We start from the raw sequence: 18,524 nt of genomic DNA on the forward strand, positions 1-18,524 counted from the left end.
GCCCCGGGTCCTCGAGGACCCGGGGCCTTTCGTTCGCCTGTCTGCTAGTGCAGCGTCAGATGGCGAACGGACTCGGGTCCGTCGCCATACCAAAACAGGAACGCTGCACGCATAGCCCTAAACGATAGCGCACCGCACCCGCTGCCGAGGCACGCGACGGCCGATGGCAGGATGGCCACGAGACGCGAGAGCGGTGAAGGGAGTGTTCGTGGAGGAGTCGCGCCTGCCTCCAGGCCAGTACGTCCCACGCGGCAGGCCCGTGATCCACTACGGCCGCGTGCCCGCGTTCAAGCCGGAGAGCTGGGACTTCCGGGTGTTCGGCGCGACCGCGTCGGGCGAGGAGCACTGTTTCACCTGGCCGGAGTTCGAGCGGCTGCCCCGTGACACGCGGGTCGAGGACTTCCACTGCGTCACCAAGTTCTCGCTCATGGCCAACGAATGGCGCGGCGTCACCCCGGCCACGATCATGGCGGCCGCCCCGCCCGACCCCGGCGTGCGCCACGTGATGATCTGGGCCGAGTACGGCTACAGCGCCAACCTGCGCATGTCCGACTTCACCGCGCCCAGCACGTTGTTCGCCATGGAGTTCGAGGAGAAGCCGCTCAGCGCCGACCGCGGCTTCCCCGTGCGCATCGTGGTGCCCCACCTGTACGCGTGGAAGAGCGTCAAGTGGGTGCGCGGCATCGAATACCTGCTGGAGGACCGCCGCGGATTCTGGGAGGAGCGCGGCTACCACAACGTCGCCGACCCGTGGCGCGAGCAGCGCTACTCCTACCAGGAAGAACCCGGCGAAGGCCCCGACTGACTTCACCCTCCGTTCGGCCCCTTAAACTCTGCGTTTACGGCTACGGTTTCCCGCATGCTGACCACCGGGTGCGTGGCGCTGGCCTGCCTGTCCTTCCTCCTGGGCCATGCGCTCGCCCGCCGCCGCCAGGCGCCGCCGCGCAGGACGGACGCGGCGACGTTCGCCACGCTGCACGTCGCCGCGATGGCCGCCCCCGCCCTGCGCGCCGGGCTCGACCGCGACTCCGCCCGCAAGGCCGTACGCCACCTGCACACCCTCCTCGGCACCAGGGCCGTCGCCCTCACCTCGGCGGACGCCGTGCTGGCCGTCGAAGGGCCGGGCGCCGATCGCGTGCTCGGCCACGCCACGGCCGCGCTGGCGGCGGGGCGGGCCGAGGTCTTCCCCGACGAGCCGTACGCGGCGGTCGTGGTGCCGCTGACCGTGGACGGCACGGTCGTCGGCACGCTGGCCGCCTTCGACGACGAGGTGAGCGCGGCGCTCGTGCGTACCGTCACCGAGGTCGCCGGCTGGGTGTCCGGCCAGCTGGAGCTCGCCGAGCTGGCCGCCTCGCGGCAGCGCGCGATGGAGGCCGAGATGCGGGCCCTGCGCGCCCAGATCTCGCCGCACTTCGTCTACAACGCGCTCACCACGATCGCCTCGTTCGTGCGGACGAACCCGCGGCGGGCCCGTGAGCTGCTGCTCGACTTCGCTGACTTCTCCCGTTACGCGCTGCGCCGCGCCCACGACTTCACCACCCTGGCCGACGAGCTGACCTGCGTTGACCGTTACCTGCTGCTGGAGCGCGCCCGCTTCGGCGACAAGCTGCGCTTCAGCATGCAGGTGGCGCCCGAGGTGCTGCCGGTGCCGGTGCCGTTCCTGTGCCTGCAGCCGCTGGTCGAGAACGCCATCAAGCACGGCATGCGTGGCCGCGGCGGCCCGGGCGAGGTGCGGGTGGTGGTGCGCGACGCCGGCCCCGAGGCGCACATCACGGTCGAGGACGACGGCGCCGGCATGGACCCTGAGTGCGCCCGCCGCATGCTGGACGAGGACCCGGCCCGCGAGGGACACGGCATCGGCCTGGCCAACGTGGACCTGCGCATGCGGCAGATCTACGGCGACGGCTACGGGCTGGTCGTCGAGACCGCGCTGGGAGCGGGCACGAAGGTGCGGCTGCGGGTCCCCAAGTCTCTTTCTGTGGTCGAATGATTACGCTATGCTGACGTGTCTCTGGTGACCTCTGCTTTCATACGACAGCGTGGTGGACATGCTGAGAGTGCTGGCCGTCGACGATGAAGTGCCTGCTCTGGAGGAGCTCGCCTACCTGTTGCGCCAGGACGACCGCATCGAGCACGTCACGACGGCGGCCGACGGCGTCACGGCGCTGCAGGACATGGTGCAGATGATCGGCGGCGGTGAGCGGCTCGACGGGGTGTTCCTCGACATCCGGATGCCCGGCCTCGACGGGCTCGACCTCGCCCGGCTGGTCGGCGGCTTCCCCAGCCCGCCCCGGCTGGTCTTCGTCACCGCCCACGAGGAGTGCGCGGTGCAGGCGTTCGAGCTGGAGGCCGTCGACTACCTCCTCAAACCGGTCAGGGCCGAGCGTCTGTCCGAGGCCGTGCGGCGGCTCGAGGCGGCCACCTGCCCCGCGCCCGAGCCGGGGCAGGACGACGTGATCCCGGTCGAGCTGGGCGGGCGCACCCGGTTCGTGCCGCAGCAGGCGGTCTGGTACGCCGAGGCCAAGGGCGACTACGTACGCCTGCACACCGTCGACGGCAGCTACCTCGTCCGCATGTCGCTGGCCGCTCTGGAGCGGCGCTGGTCGGACGCCGGGTTCATCCGCATCCACCGCAGCACGCTCGTCTCGGGGCGGCACGTCAGCGAGCTGCGCTTCGAGGGTGGCCGGGTGACGCTCACCGTGGGCACCGAAACCCTCCAGGTCAGCAGGCGCCACAGCCGCCAGGTCCGCGACCAGCTCGTCCGCCACCACCGCGGCACGCTGGCGTAAGGGGTCCTTCGACTCGGACGGGCGGAGCGGTCGCGGTGGGCGCGATCGCCGGTGGGGGTGTGATGGGGGCGGTCGTGTCGGGGGAGCGGGCGGGCGTGAAGCCGGGGGTGCCCACATCGTGTCCTGTGGGCGTTGCGGCGTGCGGTGCCTGCGCGGTGATGGTAATGATTTCCCTGGTCACCATGGGTCGGCCGGCGCGGGGGACGGGTTGGGCGATTGTCAGGATGCATCTCCCCGGGTGACGTGCGGGCCCCCTTGCTACCGTTCGTCGCGCCTGCATGACCGCTGGTCGTATGACCACTCTCCGCATAGCGATGACTACAGACCGCTCAACGAGCTGTACGTGAACAGGGTTTCCCCCACAAGATCGCAACCGTAGTGTTTCGGCATCGGAAGCCATCCCGGCGCATCGGGAGGGACGAGCCGGGGGGCTCACGACAGGCTCGGTGCGCCGGCTTCACCGGCGACGCGCAGGTCGCCGCGGCGGCCGGGCCCTTGACCGGGGGGTAGGGCCCGACACGCCGGATCCGTGAAGGGGCGCCCGCGTGGCCGCGATTCTGGGCCCCGCGATCCGGCACGCGGGGGCGGCCGCATCGCGCGAGCGGGCGCCCCTGTCACGGCCAGGACGCCTCATCCCGTGACACCCACCCCACACGCTTGGACGGCCCCTCATACTCCCGCGCCTCCCCACCGCTGGGGGCCGGCCCCGCCCGCTCCGCCCGCTCCCGCACGTTCCGCCTTCGGCCGCCCGCCGGCCGGTCGGGTCGGGGCGTCAGCCGTCGCGGAGTTTCTTCAGCAGGGCGATGTCCTCGGCGTGTTTCGGGGCCTTGCCCGGAGTCTCGATGCAGATCGGGACGCCGGCGACCGCCGGATGGCGCATCAGGTCGGCGAAGGGCTGGATGCCGATGTGGCCGGCGCCGATGTTCTCGTGGCGGTCCTTCTTCGAGCCGCACACGTCCTTCGAGTCGTTGGCGTGGACCAGCTTGAGCCGGCCCGGCGCGATCGCGTGGAGCGCGTCGAACGTCTCCTGCACCCCGCCCTCGGCGGCGAGGTCGTGGCCGGCGGCGAAGGCGTGGCAGGTGTCGAGGCAGACCCCGGCCCGGGGATGCCAGTCGAGGGTGGCGAGGTAGGGCTCGAGGTCCTGGACGGTGGCGCACAACATGGCGCCCTGGCCGGCCATCGGCTCCAGCAGCAGGTCGGGCCCGCCGTCGGGGATCTCGTCGAGCAGCGGCAGAAGATGCTCATGGAGCTGGCGCATCGCGTCGTCGCGCGGCTGCGTGACCGCCGAGCCGGTGTGCACGACCACGCCGCGCGCGCCGGTCTCGACCCCGCGCCGCAACGTGTGACGCACGATCGCGACGGAGTTGGCCAGCGTCTCGGGACTGGGCGAGCCGAAGTTGACGAGATAGGGCAGGTGGATGAACGTGGGCACGCCGGAGGCGGCGAGCGCCGCGTCCTGGTCGGGCTTGCCCTCGGTGAGCGCCCAGCCACGCGGGTTGGTGACGAACACCTGGATCATCTCGGCGCCGATCTCGGCCATGTAGGACAGCCCGCCTTTGGCCAGGCCGCCCGTGACGGACACGTGCCCGCCGATCAGGGATGTTGGGGTCATGATGGCACCCAGTTTAGGGCCGCCGGCCGACACTTCCGCAGATCAGCGCCGCCGCGCACGAACGGGCCCCGGGCGATTGGAGCATGACACGAAAAGTGCCCGGGTTCGTGGCCGTGAGTTGGGAGTTCTGGCGGATGGACCGGGAACGGAACCGCTGTGTGTACTTCTGCTATGGCCGACCGACTCGCGAGCTTCAACTCCCGGCCCAGGGCCGAGGCCGTGGCCGACCTGCTCACCTGCTGCGCCTCCCCGGCCTTCGCCGGCGAGGTGGCGGGGCGCAGGCCGTACGGGGACCTCGACGAGCTGCTGGACACCGCGAGCACGGCCGTGCGGGACCTCGGCTGGGACGAGGTAGTGCGGGCGCTGAGCGCCCACCCCCGCATCGGTGAGCGGCCGAAGGGGCAGGGGAGGGAGGCGTCCTGGTCGCGGCAGGAGCAGTCGGGCGTGCCCGACGCCATGCGCGCGGCGCTGGAGGACGGCAACCGCGCCTACGAGCGCCGCTTCGGCCACGTCTACCTGGTCTGCGCCACCGGCCTCACCGGCGCGCAGCTGCTGGCCAGGCTGGAGGAGCGGCTGGCCAACGACGAGGAACGCGAGCGCGAGGTCGTCCGCGCCGAGCTGGCCGCGATCGCCCGGCTGCGGCTGGCCAAGCTGATGAAGGAGGGGGCATGAGCCTGTCCACCCACGTGCTCGACGCGGTCACCGGCCGGCCCGCCGCGGGCCTGCGCGTACGTCTCGAACAGGACGGCCGGGTGCTGGCCGAGGGCCGCACCGACGACGACGGCCGCATCAAGGGCTGGAACCCGGGCGCCGGCGTGCACCGGATCGTCTTCGACACCGGGTCGTACCTGGAGGACACGTTCTACCCCGAGGTCGTCGTCACCTTCACCGTCAAGGACCCGGCCGCGCACCACCATGTGCCGCTGCTGCTCAGCCCATACGCCTACAGCACGTATCGAGGGAGCTAGATGGCCGTCAAGCTTGGCGCCAACCGCTACGGAAAGGCGGAGACGAGGCTCGTCCACGTGGTCAGGGACGGCCCCGTCCACCACCTCAAGGACGTCAACGTCAGCATCTCCCTGTCGGGCGACATGGAGGCCGTGCACCTGACCGGCGACAACGCCGCCGTGCTGCCCACCGACACGCAGAAGAACACCGTCTACGCCTTCGCCAGGAAGCACGGGGTGGGCCAGATCGAGGCGTTCGCGCAGCGGCTGGCCAGGCACTTCGTGGCGTCCCAGCCGGCCGTCAGGCATGCCAGGGTGGAGATCGAGGAGTACGCCTGGCGGCGGCAGGGCCCCCACTCGTTCGTCCGCGACGGCACCGAGGTGCGCACCTGCCTGGTCCACCACGACGAGGACGGCCGCACCACGGTCGTGTCGGGCCTGCAGGACCTGGTGGTGCTCAACACGACCGGCTCGGAGTTCCACGGCTACGCCGTGGACGAGTACACCACGCTGCCGCCGACCACCGACCGCGTCCTCGCCACCGCCGTCACCGCCCGCTGGCGGCACGACGGCGACACTCCTTCATACGCGACGTCGTACGGCCAGGTCAGGCAGGCCCTGCTGGACGCCTTCGCGAACACCCACAGCCGCTCGCTGCAGCAGACCCTGTACGCCATGGGCGAGCGCGCGATCACCACCTGCCAGGGGATCTGTGAGGTCCGCCTGGCCCTGCCCAACAAGCACCACTTCGCGGTGGACCTGTCGCCGTTCGGCCTGGACAACGACAACGAGGTCTTCCACGCGGCCGACCGTCCTTACGGGCTCATCGAGGGCAGTGTGCTGCGCGAGGACGCGCCCGACGCCGGATTCGCCTGGGAGTAGAGACCGATGGACTTCTTGCGCCCCACGACGTGGGAGGAGGCGCTGGCCGCCAAGGCGGACCGGCCCGACGCGGTGCCCATCCAGGGCGGCACCGACGTGATGGTGGAGATCAACTTCGGCGTGCGCAGGCCGCCCGCGCTGCTCGACCTCACCGGGGTGGCCGAGCTGCGGGACTGGTCGATGACCGGGGGCATGTGCCGGCTGGGGGCCGGGGTGCCCTACGCGGTGGTCGTCGACCGGCTCGGCGCCGTGCTGCCGGGGCTCGCGCAGGCCGCGCGCACGGTGGGCTCGCCGCAGATCCGCAACCGCGGCTCGGTCGGCGGTAACCTGGGCGCGGCCTCGCCGGCGGGCGACAGCCATCCGCCGCTGCTGGCCGCCGGCGCGGTGGTCGAGGTGGAGTCGCGCGACCGCGGCGTGCGGATGATCCCGGCCACCGAGTTCTACCTGGGCGTCAAGCGCAGCGCGCTGGAGCAGGACGAGCTGATCAGGGCCGTGCACGTGCCGCCCGCCACGGGACCCCAGTACTTCTCCAAGGTCGGCACCCGCAACGCCATGGTGATCGCGGTGTGCTCGTTCGCGATCGCGCTGCACCCGGGGGAGCGGCGGGTCGGCACCGGGCTCGGCTCGGCCGCGCCCACCCCGCGCCGCGCGCTGGAGGCCGAGGAGTTGCTGGCAGCCGAGCTCGACTGGGAGGCGCCGCTCGATCCGGCGCTGGCCAGGCGATTCGGTGAGCTGTGCGCCCGGGCCGCCGCCCCGATCGACGACGTCCGCGGCACCGCCGCCTACCGGGTGCACGCCATCGGCGTGCTGGCCCGCCGCACGCTCGCCTGGGCGTGGACCGACCATCTGGGGAAGAGGGCCGCCTGATGCGCGTCACGTTCACCGTCAACGGCCGCGAGGAGATCGCCGAGGACGTCTGGGAGGGCGAGAGCCTGCTGTACGTGCTGCGCGAGCGTCTCGGCCTGCCCGGCTCCAAGAACGCCTGCGAGCAGGGCGAGTGCGGCTCCTGCACCGTCTACCTCGACGGCGTGCCGGTCTGCTCCTGCCTGGTCGCGGCCGGGCAGGCGGAGGGGCGGCAGGTGCGTACGGTGGAGGGCCTGGCCGACGGCGACCGGCTCGACCCGGTGCAGGAGGCGTTCGCGGAGAGCGGGGCCGTGCAGTGCGGCTTCTGCACGCCCGGGCTCATCGTCCAGGCCCACGACCTGCTCGAACGCGTGCCGCGCCCGTCCGACGCGGAGATCAGGGAGGCGCTGGCGGGCAACCTGTGCCGGTGCACGGGCTACGAGAAGATCCTCGACGCGGTACGCCTGGCCGCCGAGCGCAAGGCGGCGCCGTGACGCTGATCATCGAGAACGTTCACATCGCCCCCGTCTCCGGCCCCGAGATCCCGTCCGGCTTCCTCAGGATCGACGGTGACACGATCACCGAGCTGGGTCCGGGCCAGGCCCCCGACGTGCCCGGCGCCGAGCGCGTCGACGGCGCGGGCTGCCTGGCCACCCCCGGCCTGGTCAACACCCACCACCACCTCTACCAGTGGGCCTCGCAGGGCCTGGCGCAGGACGCCACCCTGTTCGAGTGGCTCGTGGCGCTCTATGAGGTGTGGGCCGCGATGGACGCCGAGGTCGTCGAGGGCGCCGCCACGGCCGCGCTCGGCTGGCTGGCTTTGTCGGGCTGCACCACCTCCAGCGACCACCACTACATCTTCCCCAAGGGCAGGGGCGACCTGCTCGCCGCCGAGATCACGGCCGCCCGCGCGATCGGGCTGCGCTTCCACCCGGCGCGCGGCTCCATGGACCGGGGACGCTCGCAGGGCGGGCTGCCGCCGGACGTCGTGGTCGAGGAGCTGGACGACATCCTGGCCGCCACCGCCGAGGCCGTTGACACCTACCACGACCCGTCGCGCTCCTCCATGCTGCGGGTGGCGGTCGCGCCGTGCTCGCCGTTCTCCGCCAGCGGCGCGCTGATGACCGAGTCCGCCGCGCTGGCCAGGGACAAGGGCGTGCGCCTGCACACCCACCTCGCCGAGACCCTCGACGAGGACGAGCACTGCCTTGAGCAGTTCGGGCTGCGGCCCGTCGACTACATGGAGAAGCTGGGCTGGCTCGGGCCCGACGTGTGGCTCGCGCACGCCGTGCACCTGAGCGACACCGACATCGCCAAGCTCGCCGCCACCCGTACCGGGACCGCCCACTGCCCCTCGTCCAACGGGCGGCTCGGCGCGGGCGTCGCGCGCGTCTCGGAGATGCTCCGGCAGGGCGCGAACGTCGGGCTCGGCGTGGACGGCAGCGCCTCGTCGGAGCTGACCCCGCTGGCCGGGGAGATGCGCCAGGCGCTGCTGTTTCAGCGGGCCCGCCACGGGCCGCAAGCCCTGACCGCGCGGCAGGCGCTGGAGCTGGCCACGCTGGGCGGCGCGCGCAACCTCGGCAGGCAGGACGAGCTGGGCACGCTGGAGCCGGGCAAGCTCGCCGACGTGGTGCTGTGGCGGGCCGGCGGGCCGTTCCACGCCGCCGTCGCCGACCCGGTCTGCGCGCTCGTCCTCGGGGCTCCGCCGCCGGTGGAGCTGGTGCTGGTGGGCGGGCGTACGGTGGTCGCCGGCGGCGAGCTGCGCACGGTCGCTCAGGACGCGGCAGGACGGGCGGGCGCCGATGCGCACCGGCGGCTGCTGCGGCTGGCCCGGGAGCGCGGTGTCACCGCCGCCCGGCAGGTGCACGGGGACTAGTGTGGAGATATCCGGACGAACAGGAAAGGCGGTCCCGTGTCGGCGGAATCCCCAGACGAGCGGCTGGCGCAGCTCAAGAGCACCTTCGCGGCCATCGACAGCGACGGCGACGGCTACATCACCGAGGCCGAGCTGAAGCGGCACTTCCCCGACCTGCCCGCGGAGGCGCTCGGGGCGATGAGCCAGGAGGCCGACTACGACCAGGACGGCCGCTACTCCCTGGAGGAGTTCATCCGCACCCTCTCCTGACGGACGGCTCCCGCCCGCCGCGCCCGGCGTGCCTGGGCACGGGCGGCATGCCCTGATGGAACCGGCTTCCCCCGGCGCGTGAGGCGGGCAGCGCGGGATGTGATGATGAGTCACGCCTTCCTGCCCGCTCGCACCGGGCAGGAAGGCGTGTCAGCACATTGTTCATCATCAGGCGGGAGTTCGTAGTGGTTCAGCACGTTCTGGTAGCCCCCGACAAGTTCAAGGGGTCACTGACGGCCGCCGAGGTCGCCTCTCACGTCTCGGCGGGGCTGGGCGTGCCGACGGTCGAGCTGCCGGTCGCCGACGGCGGCGACGGCACCGTGGACGCCGCCGTGGCCGGCGGCTACAGCCGGATCACGATCGAGGTCACGGGCCCGACGGGTCAGCGGGTGCCCGCCTCGTACGCCTGGCAGCCCACCGGCACCGCCGTGGTCGAGCTGGCCGAGGCGTCCGGGCTGCGCCGCCTGCCGGGCGGCCCCGAACCGCTGACCGCCACCAGCCGCGGCACCGGCGAGCTGATCGCCGACGCCGTACGCCGCGGCGCCAAGCGCGTCGTGCTCGGCCTCGGCGGCAGCGCCTGCACCGACGGCGGCGCCGGACTGGCCCAGGCGCTCGGCGCCCGCCTCATCGACGCGCAGGGCGATGACCTGCCGCCCGGCGGCGCCGCGCTCAAGCGGCTCGACCGCATCGACATGTCCGGCTTCCTCGACGTCTCCGGCGTCGAGTTCGTGGTGGCGAGCGACGTGGACAACCCGCTGCTCGGCCCGCACGGCGCCGCCGCCGTCTACGGCCCCCAGAAGGGCGCCACGCCCGGCGACGTCGCGACCCTGGAGGCAGGGCTGGCCCGCCTGGCGGCCGTCGCCACCGCCACCCACGGCCTGATGGGCGCGGTCGAGCACGACGACGTCCCGCGCGCGATGGGCGTCGCGGGCGCGCCGGGAGCGGGCGCGGCCGGCGGGGTCGGGTTCGCGGCGCTCGCCTTCCTGCACGCCGAGCTGCGGCCGGGCATCGACTACCTGCTCGACCTGCTCGGGTTCGCCGGGCACGTCGAGGGGGCCCGCCTGGTGATCACGGGGGAGGGCTCGCTGGACGAGCAGACCCTGCGCGGCAAGGCCCCGGCGGGCGTCGCGCGGGCGGCCGCGCGGGCGGGCGTGCCGGTGGTGGCCGTCTGCGGGCGCACAACGCTCTCCGAGGCCGACCTGAAGAGCGCGGGCATCGAGGCCGCGTACGCGCTGACCGACCTCGAGCCCGACACCGGCCGCTGCATGGCCGAGGCGGGCCCGCTGCTCGAACGCCTCGCGGCCAGGATCGCCGCCGAGCGGCTCCCGGAGGGCGAATGACACCGTACGACCTGGTCGTCCGATCCCGCAGGACCGTCACGCCCGAGGGCGAGCGGGCCGCGGCCGTCGCCGTGCGCGGCGAGCGGATCGCCGCCCTGCACGACTACACCGCGCCGCTGGAGGCCGCCGAGGACGTCGACCTGCGCGACCTGGCGCTGCTGCCCGGCCTGGTCGACAGCCACGTCCACGTCAACGAGCCGGGCCGCACCCACTGGGAGGGCTTCGACTCCGCCACCAGGGCCGCCGCCGCGGGAGGCGTCACCACGATCGTGGACATGCCGCTCAACAGCCTGCCGCCCACGGTCAGCACCGAGGCGCTGGAGGTCAAGCTGCGGGCCGCCGAGGGGCAGTGCCACGTGGACACCGCGTTCTGGGGCGGCGCCGTGCCGGGCAACCTCAAGGACCTGCGGCCGCTGCACGAGCGCGGGGTGCGCGGGTTCAAGTGCTTCCTGTCGCCGTCGGGGGTCGACGAGTTCCCGCCGCTGGGCGCGGACGAGCTGCGTGCGGCGCTGACGGAGGTCGCCGGGTTCGGCGGGCTGATGGTGGTGCACGCCGAGGATCCTGCGCTGCTGGGCGAGCCCGACGGGCCCGGCTACCGCGCGTTCCTCGACTCCCGGCCCGGCGCGGCCGAGCGCAGCGCCGTCGAGCGCGTCGTGCGGCTGGCCGCCGAGACCGGCTGCCGGGCGCACGTCCTGCACGTCTCCAGCGCCGAGTGCCTCAACGTGCTGGAGGCGGCCAGGGCCGAGGGGGTGCCGGTCTCGGCGGAGACCTGCCCCCACTACCTGACGCTGGCGGCCGAGCAGGTGCCCGAGGGGGAGACGGCGTACAAGTGCTGCCCGCCCATCCGCTCCGGGCACAACCGCGACCTGCTCTGGGACGGCCTGGCCAGGGGCGTGCTGAGCTGCGTGGTGTCCGACCACTCGCCGTCCACCGCCGACCTCAAGGTGCCCGACTTCGCCGCCGCGTGGGGCGGCATCGCCTCCCTGCAGCTCGGGCTGGCCGCCGTCTGGACCGAGGCCGCGCGCAGGGGCCACACGCTGGCGGACGTGACCCGCTGGATGTCGGCCGCCCCCGCCGAGCTGGCCGCGCTGCCGGGCAAGGGCGCGATCGCGGCCGGGAACGACGCCGACCTCGTCGCGTTCGACCCCGAGGCCGACACCCTGATCGACGCCGCCCGCCTGCACCACAAGAACCCCGTCACCCCCTACCACGGCCGCACACTCAAGGGCGCCGTCCTGACCACCTGGCTGCGCGGCCGGCCGGTGGACGGCGCGCCGCACGGACGATTCCTGCTGGGAGCGCGATAGATGGACGGCATCACCCGCCTGCCCGACCTGGCCCTGCGCACGTACGGCGGCTCGGTGGTGGCCGCGAGCGACGAGTCGTTCGCCGAGAAGGAGAGCCTGATCAGGCCAGGACGCCCCGGCTTCCTGCCGGAGACGTTCGGGAACAAGGGGCAGGTGTACGACGGCTGGGAGACCCGCCGCCGCCGCGAGCCTGGCCACGACTGGGCGCTGGTACGCCTCGGGCTGCCCGGGGTGATCCGCGGCGTGGTGATCGACACGGCCTGGTTCAAGGGCAACTATCCGCCCCGGGCGTCCGTCGAGGCCACGTCGGTGGCGGGGCATCCGTCGCCGGCCGAGGTGCTCGCCGCGCCCTGGACCGAGATCGTGCCGCTGTCCGACCTCAAGGGCGACGCCGAGCACCTCTTCCCGGTGACCGACGACGCCCGCTACACCCACGTACGGCTGAACATCCATCCCGACGGCGGCGTCGCCCGGCTGCGCGTGCACGGCGAGGTACGTCCCGACCTGTCGCTCCACGACGGCCTCGGCATCGACCTGGCCGCGCTGGCCAACGGCGGCCTGGTCACCGCCTGCTCCGACGAGTTCTACTCCGCGCCCGACAACGTCATCGCCCCCGGCCTGGCCCGCCACCAGGCGGAGGGCTGGGAGACCGCGCGGCGGCGCGACGACGGCAACGACTGGATCGTCATCAGGCTGGCCGGGCGCGGAGTCGTCAGGCTCGCCGAGATCGACACCACCAACCTGCTGTTCAACGCGCCCGGCGCGGTCGCGCTCACCGGGCTCGACGGCGACCGCGAGGTGGAGCTGCTGCCGAGGACGCGCCTGCAGCCCGACACGCCGCACCGCTTCCGCCTCGGCGCCGGCACGCCGGTCACGCACGTGCGCGTGGACATCTACCCGGACGGCGGCCTGGCCCGCGTCCGCCTGCACGGCCACCTGCACGGCACCTGGCCTGACCCTCAGGGCCCTTCGTGGCCCTCCCATGAGCGCTGAGCGCCGATCCCCGCCGGGGGATCGGCGCTCACTGCCAGAGGATGACCGTGCTGCCCGGCGGGCGCTCGCTGTTGGGCAGCGGCCGCTGGAACTGCACCACGCCGCCGTTGCCCAGCCGCTGCACCCGCACCCGGAACCCCAGCGCCTCCAGCTCCGACTTGGCGTCGTTGACGTTCTTGCCGATCACCCCGGGCACCATCGCGAACTGCTGGTCGTCGCGCGCCTCGTTGTCGCCCCTGAACCAGTCGAGGAACGGCGTCTGGCAGCGCGCCACCGTGATCATCGCGGGCGCGCCCTTGTCGACCTCGGACTTGGCCTTCGGGGTCTGGGCGATGACCGTGCACGGCTCGGCGTCGTCGTCGACCTCGTTGACCTGCACCTGGAAGCCCTGCGCGCTGAGGAAGCCGGCCGCCTCGTCCTTCGGCATGCCGTTGACGTCGGGCATGGTGAGCCCGGCGCTGACGAAGATGTTGACCTTCGCGCTCTTCTTGATCTTCTCGCCGACCTGCGGCGAGGTGCGGATCACCTTGTCGCGCTCGACCTGCTGGTTGGGCTGCCGCTTGACGCTGCCGACGGTCAGGCCGGCCCTGGCGATGGCGGCGCGGGCGTCGTTGCCGTTCATGCCGGTGACGTTGGGCACCACGATGCGCTCGGGGCCGAGCGAGAGCGTCAGCGTGACCGTCGAGCCCTTGTCGAGCTCGGTGTCGGCCACCGGGTCGCTGCTCAGCACCAGGCCCTCGCCCATCTTCTCGTCGTACTGGCTCTCGCCCTTGCGCACCTTCAGCCCGGCGCCGGCGAGGTCCTTCTCGGCCAGCGCCAGGTCCTTGCCGACCAGGTCGGGCACTTTCACCTGCTCGGGCAGCGAGAAGTACCACCCGGTCAGGCCCACCGCGACGACCATCACCACGGCCAGGACCGCCAGGAACCAGCTCGGCCGGAACCGGCGCTTCTCCGGCAGCTCGGCCCGCGGCTGGATCATCGTGTGGGCCGGCGCCGCCTGCGGCACCGACGGGGCCGACGCGGCGAACGGGATGGGCCCCGACGCCGGCTGCGCGTGATAGCCCGTGCCCGTGCCCATGCCAGGGCCCGTGCCCGGCGGGTTGGTCATGCGCGGCAGCACGCGGTGGGCCTCCACCGCCGCCACCAGCATCGCGGTCGCGTCGGCGGGACGGTCGTGCGGCTCGCGGGCGGTCGCGCTCGCCACCAGCGTGTCGATCAGCGGCGGCACGTCGGGATAGACCGAGGACGGCGCGGGCACGGTGTCGTGGACGTGGCGGTAGGCCACCGACATCGGCGTCTCGCCGTCGTAGGGCTGCTGGCCGGTCACCAGCTCGAACAGCATGATGCCGGCGGCGTAGACGTCGCTGCGCACGTCGGCGGCGCCCGTCATCACCTGCTCGGGCGCCATGTAGCCGATCGTGCCGATCAGCACGCCGGTGCGGGTCTGGTTGGTCGCCTCGATCGCCCTGGCCAGGCCGAAGTCGACGACCTTGACCCGGCCGTCGTCGGTCATCAGGACGTTTTCCGGCTTGACGTCGCGGTGCACCATGCCGGCCTGGTGGGCCGCGCCCAGGGCGGCCAGCACCGGGATGAGGATCTCCAGCGCCTCGCGGGCCGGCAGCCGGCCGCGCTCGCGCAGGATGTCACGCAGGGTGCGGCCAGGGACGTATTCCATCGACAGGTAGACGACGTCGTTGTCGGTGCCCTGGTCGAAGACGTGCACCACGTTGGGGTGTGACAGGCTGGCGACCGACTTCGCCTCGCCGATGAACCTTCTGACGAACGCCGGGTCCTCGGCGAGCGAGCGGTGCATGACCTTCAGCGCGACGGTCCGGTCAAGCCGGACGTCCAGCGCGAGGTAGACGGTCGCCATACCGCCCCGGGCGATCCGGCCCTCGATGCGGTAACGCCCATCGAGGAGCCGCCCGACCAGGGGGTCCGCAGTCGTCGTGTCCACCCCGCTGAGTTTACGGGCGTTTTGCCACCGGCATGGCCCTGGCGCCCGAAACCGATGCGGAGACGTTCTCGTCCCGTGTGTGACGGCGATGCGGCAGTGGCCCCGGCGTGTCGCCGGGGCGCATGGTGTCGCCGATGCCGCTCCGTCCCCGGGACCAGGGGCCGGGCTTCCGCCGCCCGGTTCGGGTCACGGCTCCGACGCCCATTTCCCGGGGAGGGCTTTGTCGGCGTCCGTTCACAAGGCCGGGCGGGCGGCTCAGGGGGTCATCGGTGAGGAGGCCTCGGCGTAGCGGCGGCGCGGGATGCGCCCCGCCTGGGCCGCCAGCCGCCCGGCCACCACCGCGCCCTTCATGGCCGCCGCCATCAGGTCGGGCCGCTGCGCCCGCGTCACGGCCGTGGCCAGCAGCACGGCGTCGCAGCCCAGCTCCATCGCCAGCGCGGCGTCGCTCGCCGTGCCGATGCCCGCGTCGAGGATCACCGGGACGGACGCGGCCTCCACGATCAGCTCGATGTTGTGCGGGTTGCGGATGCCGAGCCCCGAGCCGATCGGCGCGCCGAGCGGCATCACGGCCGCGCATCCGGCCTGCTCCAGCCGCCGGGCCAGCGCCGGGTCGTCCCCGATGTACGGCAGCACCACGAACCCGTCGGCCACCAGCCGCTCCGCCGCGTCGAACGTCTCGATCGGGTCGGGCAGCAGCGTGCGCTCGTCGGCGATCACTTCGAGCTTGACCCAGTTCGTGCCCAGGGCCTCCCTGGCCAGCCGGGCCGTCAGCACGGCGTCGCCCGCGGTGAAGCAGCCCGCCGTGTTGGGCAGCACCTTGATGCCGCGCTCACGCAGCACGTCGAGCACCGAACCCCGGGCCGCGGGGTCGAGCCGCCGCATCGCCACCGTGGTCAGCTCGGTGCCGGACGCCGCCAGCGCCTGGTCCAGCACCTCCAGCGACGGGGCGCCGCCGGTGCCCATGATGAGCCGGGAGGAGAACTTCTCGCCGGCGATGATCAGCTCATCCACCTTGCACCGCCGTCAGCACCTCCACGCGGTCACGGTCGCTGAGCGCCGTCGTCTCCCAGGCGCCGCGGGTGACCACCTCGTCGTTCACGGCCACGGCCACTCCGGTGGTGGCCGTCGTCAGCGTACGTACGGCCTGCGCCACGGTGGTGCCGTCGGCCAGCTCGTGCGCAGACCCGTTGATGGTAATAATCATGAAATTTCCCGAAATCTCCCCGGCGAACACAGGGCCGCCAGCTCGCTCTCCTCACCCAGCAGGATGGCCGCCGTCAGCGGGGCCATCAGCACCCCGCCCCGGTGGTGTCCCGTCGCGTACGTCAGCCCCGGCGTACGGCCGGGACCGATCACCGGCAGGTTGTCGGGCGTGCCGGGACGCAGCCCCGCCACCACGTCGGCGACCTCCAGCTCGGTGACGCCGGGCACCAGCTCCCTGGCGTCGCGCAGCAGCTCGTACAGGCCGCCCGCGGTCACCCTCGTGTCGTAGCCCAGCTCCTCCTGGGTGGCGCCGACCACCAGCTCGCCGTCGCCCCGGGGGACGAGGTAGACCGGCGAGCCGTGGACGGTGCCGCGTACGCAGCGGGTGAGCAGCGGCTGCGGCGAGCGCAGGCGCATGATCTGGCCCTTGACCGGCCGCACCGGCACCTCCGCCAGCTCACCGCTCCACGCCCCCGCCGCCAGCACCACCCGCTCGGCCGCCAGCACCTCGCCTCCGGCTCGTCCGTCCGTGGCGGCGAGGGGCGCGGAAGCGCGGCCTTCATCGGGCACGGCGGGCGGCTCGGCGAGGCGGACACCGGTGACGGCGCCGTCCGTGCGGACCAGCTCGCTCACGCGGGCCCGCACGATGCGGACGCCGCGCCGCTCAAGGGCGGCCAGCAACGCCGCCGTCACCCGGCGCGGGTTCACCCACGCGTCGCCCGGCGCCAGCAGCCCGCCGCGCACCGACGGGGCCAGCATCGGCTCAAGCCGCCGGCACTCGCGCCCGGTCAGCCGCTCGACCGGCAGATCCAGCTTCTCCATGAACGCGGCCAGCTCGTCCAGCGCCGCCATGTCATCGGCCCCGAACGCCACATCCAGCGTCCCCTCGGCCCGCAGGTCCAGCCCGCTCACCCCTCCGGGCCCAGCGGGTGGAAGAGCGGCGTCATCGGCCAGGGCGGTGGCGAAGGCGGGCCAGCGGCGCAGGGCCGCGACGCCCAGCCGCAGCAGCGGCGCCTCGGTGTAGGTGACCTCGCTGACCGGCGCCAGCATCCCGGCGGCCGCGTGGGAGGCCCCGGAGGCGGGTGCCGGGTCGACCACGGTGACCGGCCGCCCCTCGCGCGCCAGCCGCCAGGCCACGGACAGCCCGACGACCCCGCCGCCCACGATCACATCCATGATCCGCTCCCTTCGCCGGCATGATCCGGATCAGGTGTCTTGCGGTCGAAGGCCCGCTGCAGCCTTCCTCTCAGCCCGGTCACGGCCGGACTCCCGCGCGTCTTTCCGTCCACAGCCTACGGCCTCGGTGCCGGGTCCACGCACCGCCCCCGTTATGGTCATGACCGTGGACCATGTCGTGGTGGTGGGAGCGGGACTGTCGGGAGTGCGCACGGTGGAGGCCCTGCGCGGGCGCGGCTATGCCGGTCGCCTGACGCTGCTGGGCCAGGAGCGCCATCGCCCCTACGACCGCCCGCCGCTGTCGAAGGCGGTGCTCAAGGGCGACGCCGACACCAGCTTCATCGACACCGACCTCGAGCGGCTCCAGGTCGACTTCCGTCCAGGGGTCGCGGCCAAGTCGCTGCGCGCGGGCGTCGTGGAGACCACCGAGGGCGAGCTCGACTACGACGGCCTGGTCATCGCGACCGGCGCCGACCCGATCAGGCTGCCGGGCGACGGCCCTCAGCACGTCCTGCGCACCCTCGACGACGCCCACGAGCTGCGCGTCATGCTCGTCCCGGGCGCGCGCGTCACGGTCATCGGCGCGGGCTGGATCGGCGCCGAGGTGGCCACCGCCGCCCGCCGCGCGGGCTGCGCGGTGACGGTCATCGAGGCCGCGCGGGCCCCGCTCGCCGGCGCGATGGGCACCGGGCTCGGCGCCCGCACGATCCCCTGGTACGACGGCATCGACCTGCGCCTCGGCACCATGGTCGAGTCGGTCGACGAGGGCGGCGTCCGCCTGGTGGGCGGCGAGTTCGTCGAGTCCCACGTCGTCGTCACCGGCATCGGCGTGCGCCCGGCCGTCGAGTGGCTGGCCGACGCCGACATCGACCTGCACAACGGCGTCGTCACCGACGAGCACCTGCGCACCTCGCTGCCCGGCGTGGTCGCCGTGGGCGACTGCGCCGCCTGGTGGTCGCGCCGCTGGGGCGCCCGCCTCAGGGTCGAGCACTGGGACACCGCGATCAACGCCCCCGAGGTCGCCGCCGCGACGCTGATGGGGGAGGAGGCGGTCTACGACCCGGTGCCGTACTTCTGGTCGGAGCAGTTCGGCCACATGCTCCAATACGCCGGCCACCACGCGTCGGGCGAGCGGATCGTGCACCGGGGCGAGCCCGAGGGCAAGTGGTCGGCCGTCTGGCTCACGGCGGACGATACGCTTGCCGCGGTGCTGGCCGTGGACCGGCCGCGCGATCTCGTGCAGGGCCGGCGCATCATCGAGGCGGGTCACCGGCTGGACACGGAACGCCTGGTAGATCCACAAGTGCCCCTACGAGATTGTGTTGTTTGAGCAAGGACGGCATGTGGTAG

Annotated in this window: 19 protein-coding genes and 1 riboswitch; of the genes, 14 read left to right on the forward strand and 5 right to left on the reverse strand. The window is 73.1% G+C overall.

Annotation, left to right across the window (positions count from 1 at the left end):
* The first annotated feature begins 208 nt into the window (after window positions 1-208).
* From AB0K12_RS21990 to AB0K12_RS22000, 3 genes are read left to right on the forward strand one after another with little or no spacing between them, the layout of a single operon-like run.
* Window positions 209-805, forward strand: a complete 597-nt coding sequence (locus AB0K12_RS21990; protein WP_364564028.1) for a molybdopterin-dependent oxidoreductase — start codon at window positions 209-211, stop codon at window positions 803-805.
* A 54-nt stretch (window positions 806-859) separates the two neighbouring features.
* Entirely contained in the window at window positions 860-1,990 is a 1,131-nt protein-coding gene (locus tag AB0K12_RS21995; RefSeq protein ID WP_364564031.1) for a histidine kinase, read from the forward strand.
* Between the two features lie 58 nt (window positions 1,991-2,048).
* Window positions 2,049-2,789 (forward strand): LytTR family DNA-binding domain-containing protein, encoded by a 741-nt coding sequence (locus AB0K12_RS22000; RefSeq protein WP_364564034.1) that lies wholly within the window; start codon window positions 2,049-2,051, stop codon window positions 2,787-2,789.
* 772 nt (window positions 2,790-3,561) lie between these two features.
* Here the strand turns inward: AB0K12_RS22000 and AB0K12_RS22005 are convergent.
* Window positions 3,562-4,401 carry a deoxyribonuclease IV gene (locus AB0K12_RS22005; protein ID WP_364564037.1) on the reverse strand — a complete coding sequence of 280 codons (840 nt, stop codon included), beginning with the start codon at window positions 4,399-4,401 and terminating at the stop codon, window positions 3,562-3,564.
* A gap of 171 nt (window positions 4,402-4,572) precedes the next feature.
* On the opposite strand from AB0K12_RS22005, the gene uraD reads away from it, so the two are divergent.
* The 10 genes from uraD to alc all read left to right on the forward strand — a co-directional run bounded on the left by uraD (window position 4,573) and on the right by alc (window position 12,838).
* Window positions 4,573-5,073 (forward strand): 2-oxo-4-hydroxy-4-carboxy-5-ureidoimidazoline decarboxylase, encoded by a 501-nt coding sequence (uraD, locus tag AB0K12_RS22010; protein ID WP_364564040.1) that lies wholly within the window; start codon window positions 4,573-4,575, stop codon window positions 5,071-5,073.
* Window positions 5,070-5,369 (forward strand): hydroxyisourate hydrolase, encoded by a 300-nt coding sequence (uraH, locus tag AB0K12_RS22015; protein WP_345409676.1) that lies wholly within the window; start codon window positions 5,070-5,072, stop codon window positions 5,367-5,369. The genes uraD and uraH overlap by 4 nt, the downstream gene beginning before the upstream one ends.
* Window positions 5,370-6,230, forward strand: coding sequence for a factor-independent urate hydroxylase (pucL, locus tag AB0K12_RS22020; protein ID WP_364564044.1), 861 nt, complete (start codon window positions 5,370-5,372; stop codon window positions 6,228-6,230).
* 6 nt (window positions 6,231-6,236) lie between these two features.
* Entirely contained in the window at window positions 6,237-7,097 is an 861-nt protein-coding gene (locus tag AB0K12_RS22025) for an FAD binding domain-containing protein (protein WP_364564046.1), read from the forward strand.
* Window positions 7,097-7,567: a (2Fe-2S)-binding protein gene (locus AB0K12_RS22030; protein ID WP_364564049.1), complete on the forward strand. Its 471-nt coding sequence runs from the start codon at window positions 7,097-7,099 to the stop codon at window positions 7,565-7,567. The genes AB0K12_RS22025 and AB0K12_RS22030 overlap by 1 nt, the downstream gene beginning before the upstream one ends.
* Entirely contained in the window at window positions 7,564-8,949 is a 1,386-nt protein-coding gene (locus AB0K12_RS22035; protein ID WP_364564052.1) for an 8-oxoguanine deaminase, read from the forward strand. Before AB0K12_RS22030 ends, AB0K12_RS22035 begins: the two co-directional genes overlap by 4 nt.
* A gap of 36 nt (window positions 8,950-8,985) precedes the next feature.
* Window positions 8,986-9,198 (forward strand): EF-hand domain-containing protein, encoded by a 213-nt coding sequence (locus AB0K12_RS22040; protein ID WP_364564055.1) that lies wholly within the window; start codon window positions 8,986-8,988, stop codon window positions 9,196-9,198.
* A gap of 185 nt (window positions 9,199-9,383) precedes the next feature.
* Window positions 9,384-10,538, forward strand: a complete 1,155-nt coding sequence (locus tag AB0K12_RS22045; RefSeq protein WP_364564058.1) for a glycerate kinase — start codon at window positions 9,384-9,386, stop codon at window positions 10,536-10,538.
* A complete protein-coding gene (gene allB, locus AB0K12_RS22050; protein WP_364564061.1) occupies window positions 10,535-11,845 on the forward strand; it encodes an allantoinase AllB in 1,311 nt (436 codons plus the stop codon). Before AB0K12_RS22045 ends, allB begins: the two co-directional genes overlap by 4 nt.
* Window positions 11,846-12,838: an allantoicase gene (gene alc / locus AB0K12_RS22055; protein ID WP_364564063.1), complete on the forward strand. Its 993-nt coding sequence runs from the start codon at window positions 11,846-11,848 to the stop codon at window positions 12,836-12,838.
* A 28-nt stretch (window positions 12,839-12,866) separates the two neighbouring features.
* Here the strand turns inward: alc and pknB are convergent, their stop codons facing one another.
* From pknB to AB0K12_RS22075, 4 genes are all read right to left on the reverse strand, one after another.
* Window positions 12,867-14,795 (reverse strand): Stk1 family PASTA domain-containing Ser/Thr kinase, encoded by a 1,929-nt coding sequence (pknB, locus tag AB0K12_RS22060; protein ID WP_364564066.1) that lies wholly within the window; start codon window positions 14,793-14,795, stop codon window positions 12,867-12,869.
* Between the two features lie 255 nt (window positions 14,796-15,050).
* The gene (locus tag AB0K12_RS22065; RefSeq protein ID WP_364564984.1) at window positions 15,051-15,758 is read right to left on the reverse strand and encodes a thiazole synthase; all 708 of its coding nucleotides are present in this window, start codon (window positions 15,756-15,758) and stop codon (window positions 15,051-15,053) included.
* 40 nt (window positions 15,759-15,798) lie between these two features.
* Window positions 15,799-15,999, reverse strand: a complete 201-nt coding sequence (thiS, locus tag AB0K12_RS22070) for a sulfur carrier protein ThiS (RefSeq protein ID WP_345401180.1) — start codon at window positions 15,997-15,999, stop codon at window positions 15,799-15,801.
* Window positions 15,996-17,174, reverse strand: a complete 1,179-nt coding sequence (locus AB0K12_RS22075) for an FAD-dependent oxidoreductase (protein ID WP_364564069.1) — start codon at window positions 17,172-17,174, stop codon at window positions 15,996-15,998. Before AB0K12_RS22075 ends, thiS begins: the two co-directional genes overlap by 4 nt.
* Window positions 17,165-17,281: riboswitch (TPP riboswitch) on the reverse strand. (Overlaps the previous gene by 10 nt.)
* Before the next feature lie 53 nt (window positions 17,282-17,334).
* On the opposite strand from AB0K12_RS22075, the gene AB0K12_RS22080 reads away from it, so the two are divergent.
* The gene (locus AB0K12_RS22080; RefSeq protein ID WP_364564072.1) at window positions 17,335-18,504 is read left to right on the forward strand and encodes an FAD-dependent oxidoreductase; all 1,170 of its coding nucleotides are present in this window, start codon (window positions 17,335-17,337) and stop codon (window positions 18,502-18,504) included.
* Window positions 18,505-18,524: the final 20 nt, after the last annotated feature.

The organism is Nonomuraea sp. NPDC049419, from assembly GCF_040676995.1.
GTDB classification, from domain to species: domain Bacteria; phylum Actinomycetota; class Actinomycetes; order Streptosporangiales; family Streptosporangiaceae; genus Nonomuraea; species Nonomuraea salmonea.

Coding starts and splice junctions, on each gene's coding strand:
- AB0K12_RS22030 (WP_364564049.1), top strand. CDS start 7,097: ATGCGCGTCACGTTCACCGTCAACGGCCGCGAGGAGATCGCCGAGGAC.
- uraD (WP_364564040.1), top strand. CDS start 4,573: ATGGCCGACCGACTCGCGAGCTTCAACTCCCGGCCCAGGGCCGAGGCC.
- thiS (WP_345401180.1), bottom strand. CDS start 15,999: ATGATTATTACCATCAACGGGTCTGCGCACGAGCTGGCCGACGGCACC.
- uraH (WP_345409676.1), top strand. CDS start 5,070: ATGAGCCTGTCCACCCACGTGCTCGACGCGGTCACCGGCCGGCCCGCC.
- AB0K12_RS21995 (WP_364564031.1), top strand. CDS start 860: ATGCTGACCACCGGGTGCGTGGCGCTGGCCTGCCTGTCCTTCCTCCTG.
- AB0K12_RS22025 (WP_364564046.1), top strand. CDS start 6,237: ATGGACTTCTTGCGCCCCACGACGTGGGAGGAGGCGCTGGCCGCCAAG.
- alc (WP_364564063.1), top strand. CDS start 11,846: ATGGACGGCATCACCCGCCTGCCCGACCTGGCCCTGCGCACGTACGGC.
- allB (WP_364564061.1), top strand. CDS start 10,535: ATGACACCGTACGACCTGGTCGTCCGATCCCGCAGGACCGTCACGCCC.
- AB0K12_RS22080 (WP_364564072.1), top strand. CDS start 17,335: ATGACCGTGGACCATGTCGTGGTGGTGGGAGCGGGACTGTCGGGAGTG.
- AB0K12_RS22000 (WP_364564034.1), top strand. CDS start 2,049: ATGCTGAGAGTGCTGGCCGTCGACGATGAAGTGCCTGCTCTGGAGGAG.
- AB0K12_RS22075 (WP_364564069.1), bottom strand. CDS start 17,174: ATGGATGTGATCGTGGGCGGCGGGGTCGTCGGGCTGTCCGTGGCCTGG.
- AB0K12_RS22065 (WP_364564984.1), bottom strand. CDS start 15,758: ATGGGCACCGGCGGCGCCCCGTCGCTGGAGGTGCTGGACCAGGCGCTG.
- AB0K12_RS22005 (WP_364564037.1), bottom strand. CDS start 4,401: ATGACCCCAACATCCCTGATCGGCGGGCACGTGTCCGTCACGGGCGGC.
- pucL (WP_364564044.1), top strand. CDS start 5,370: ATGGCCGTCAAGCTTGGCGCCAACCGCTACGGAAAGGCGGAGACGAGG.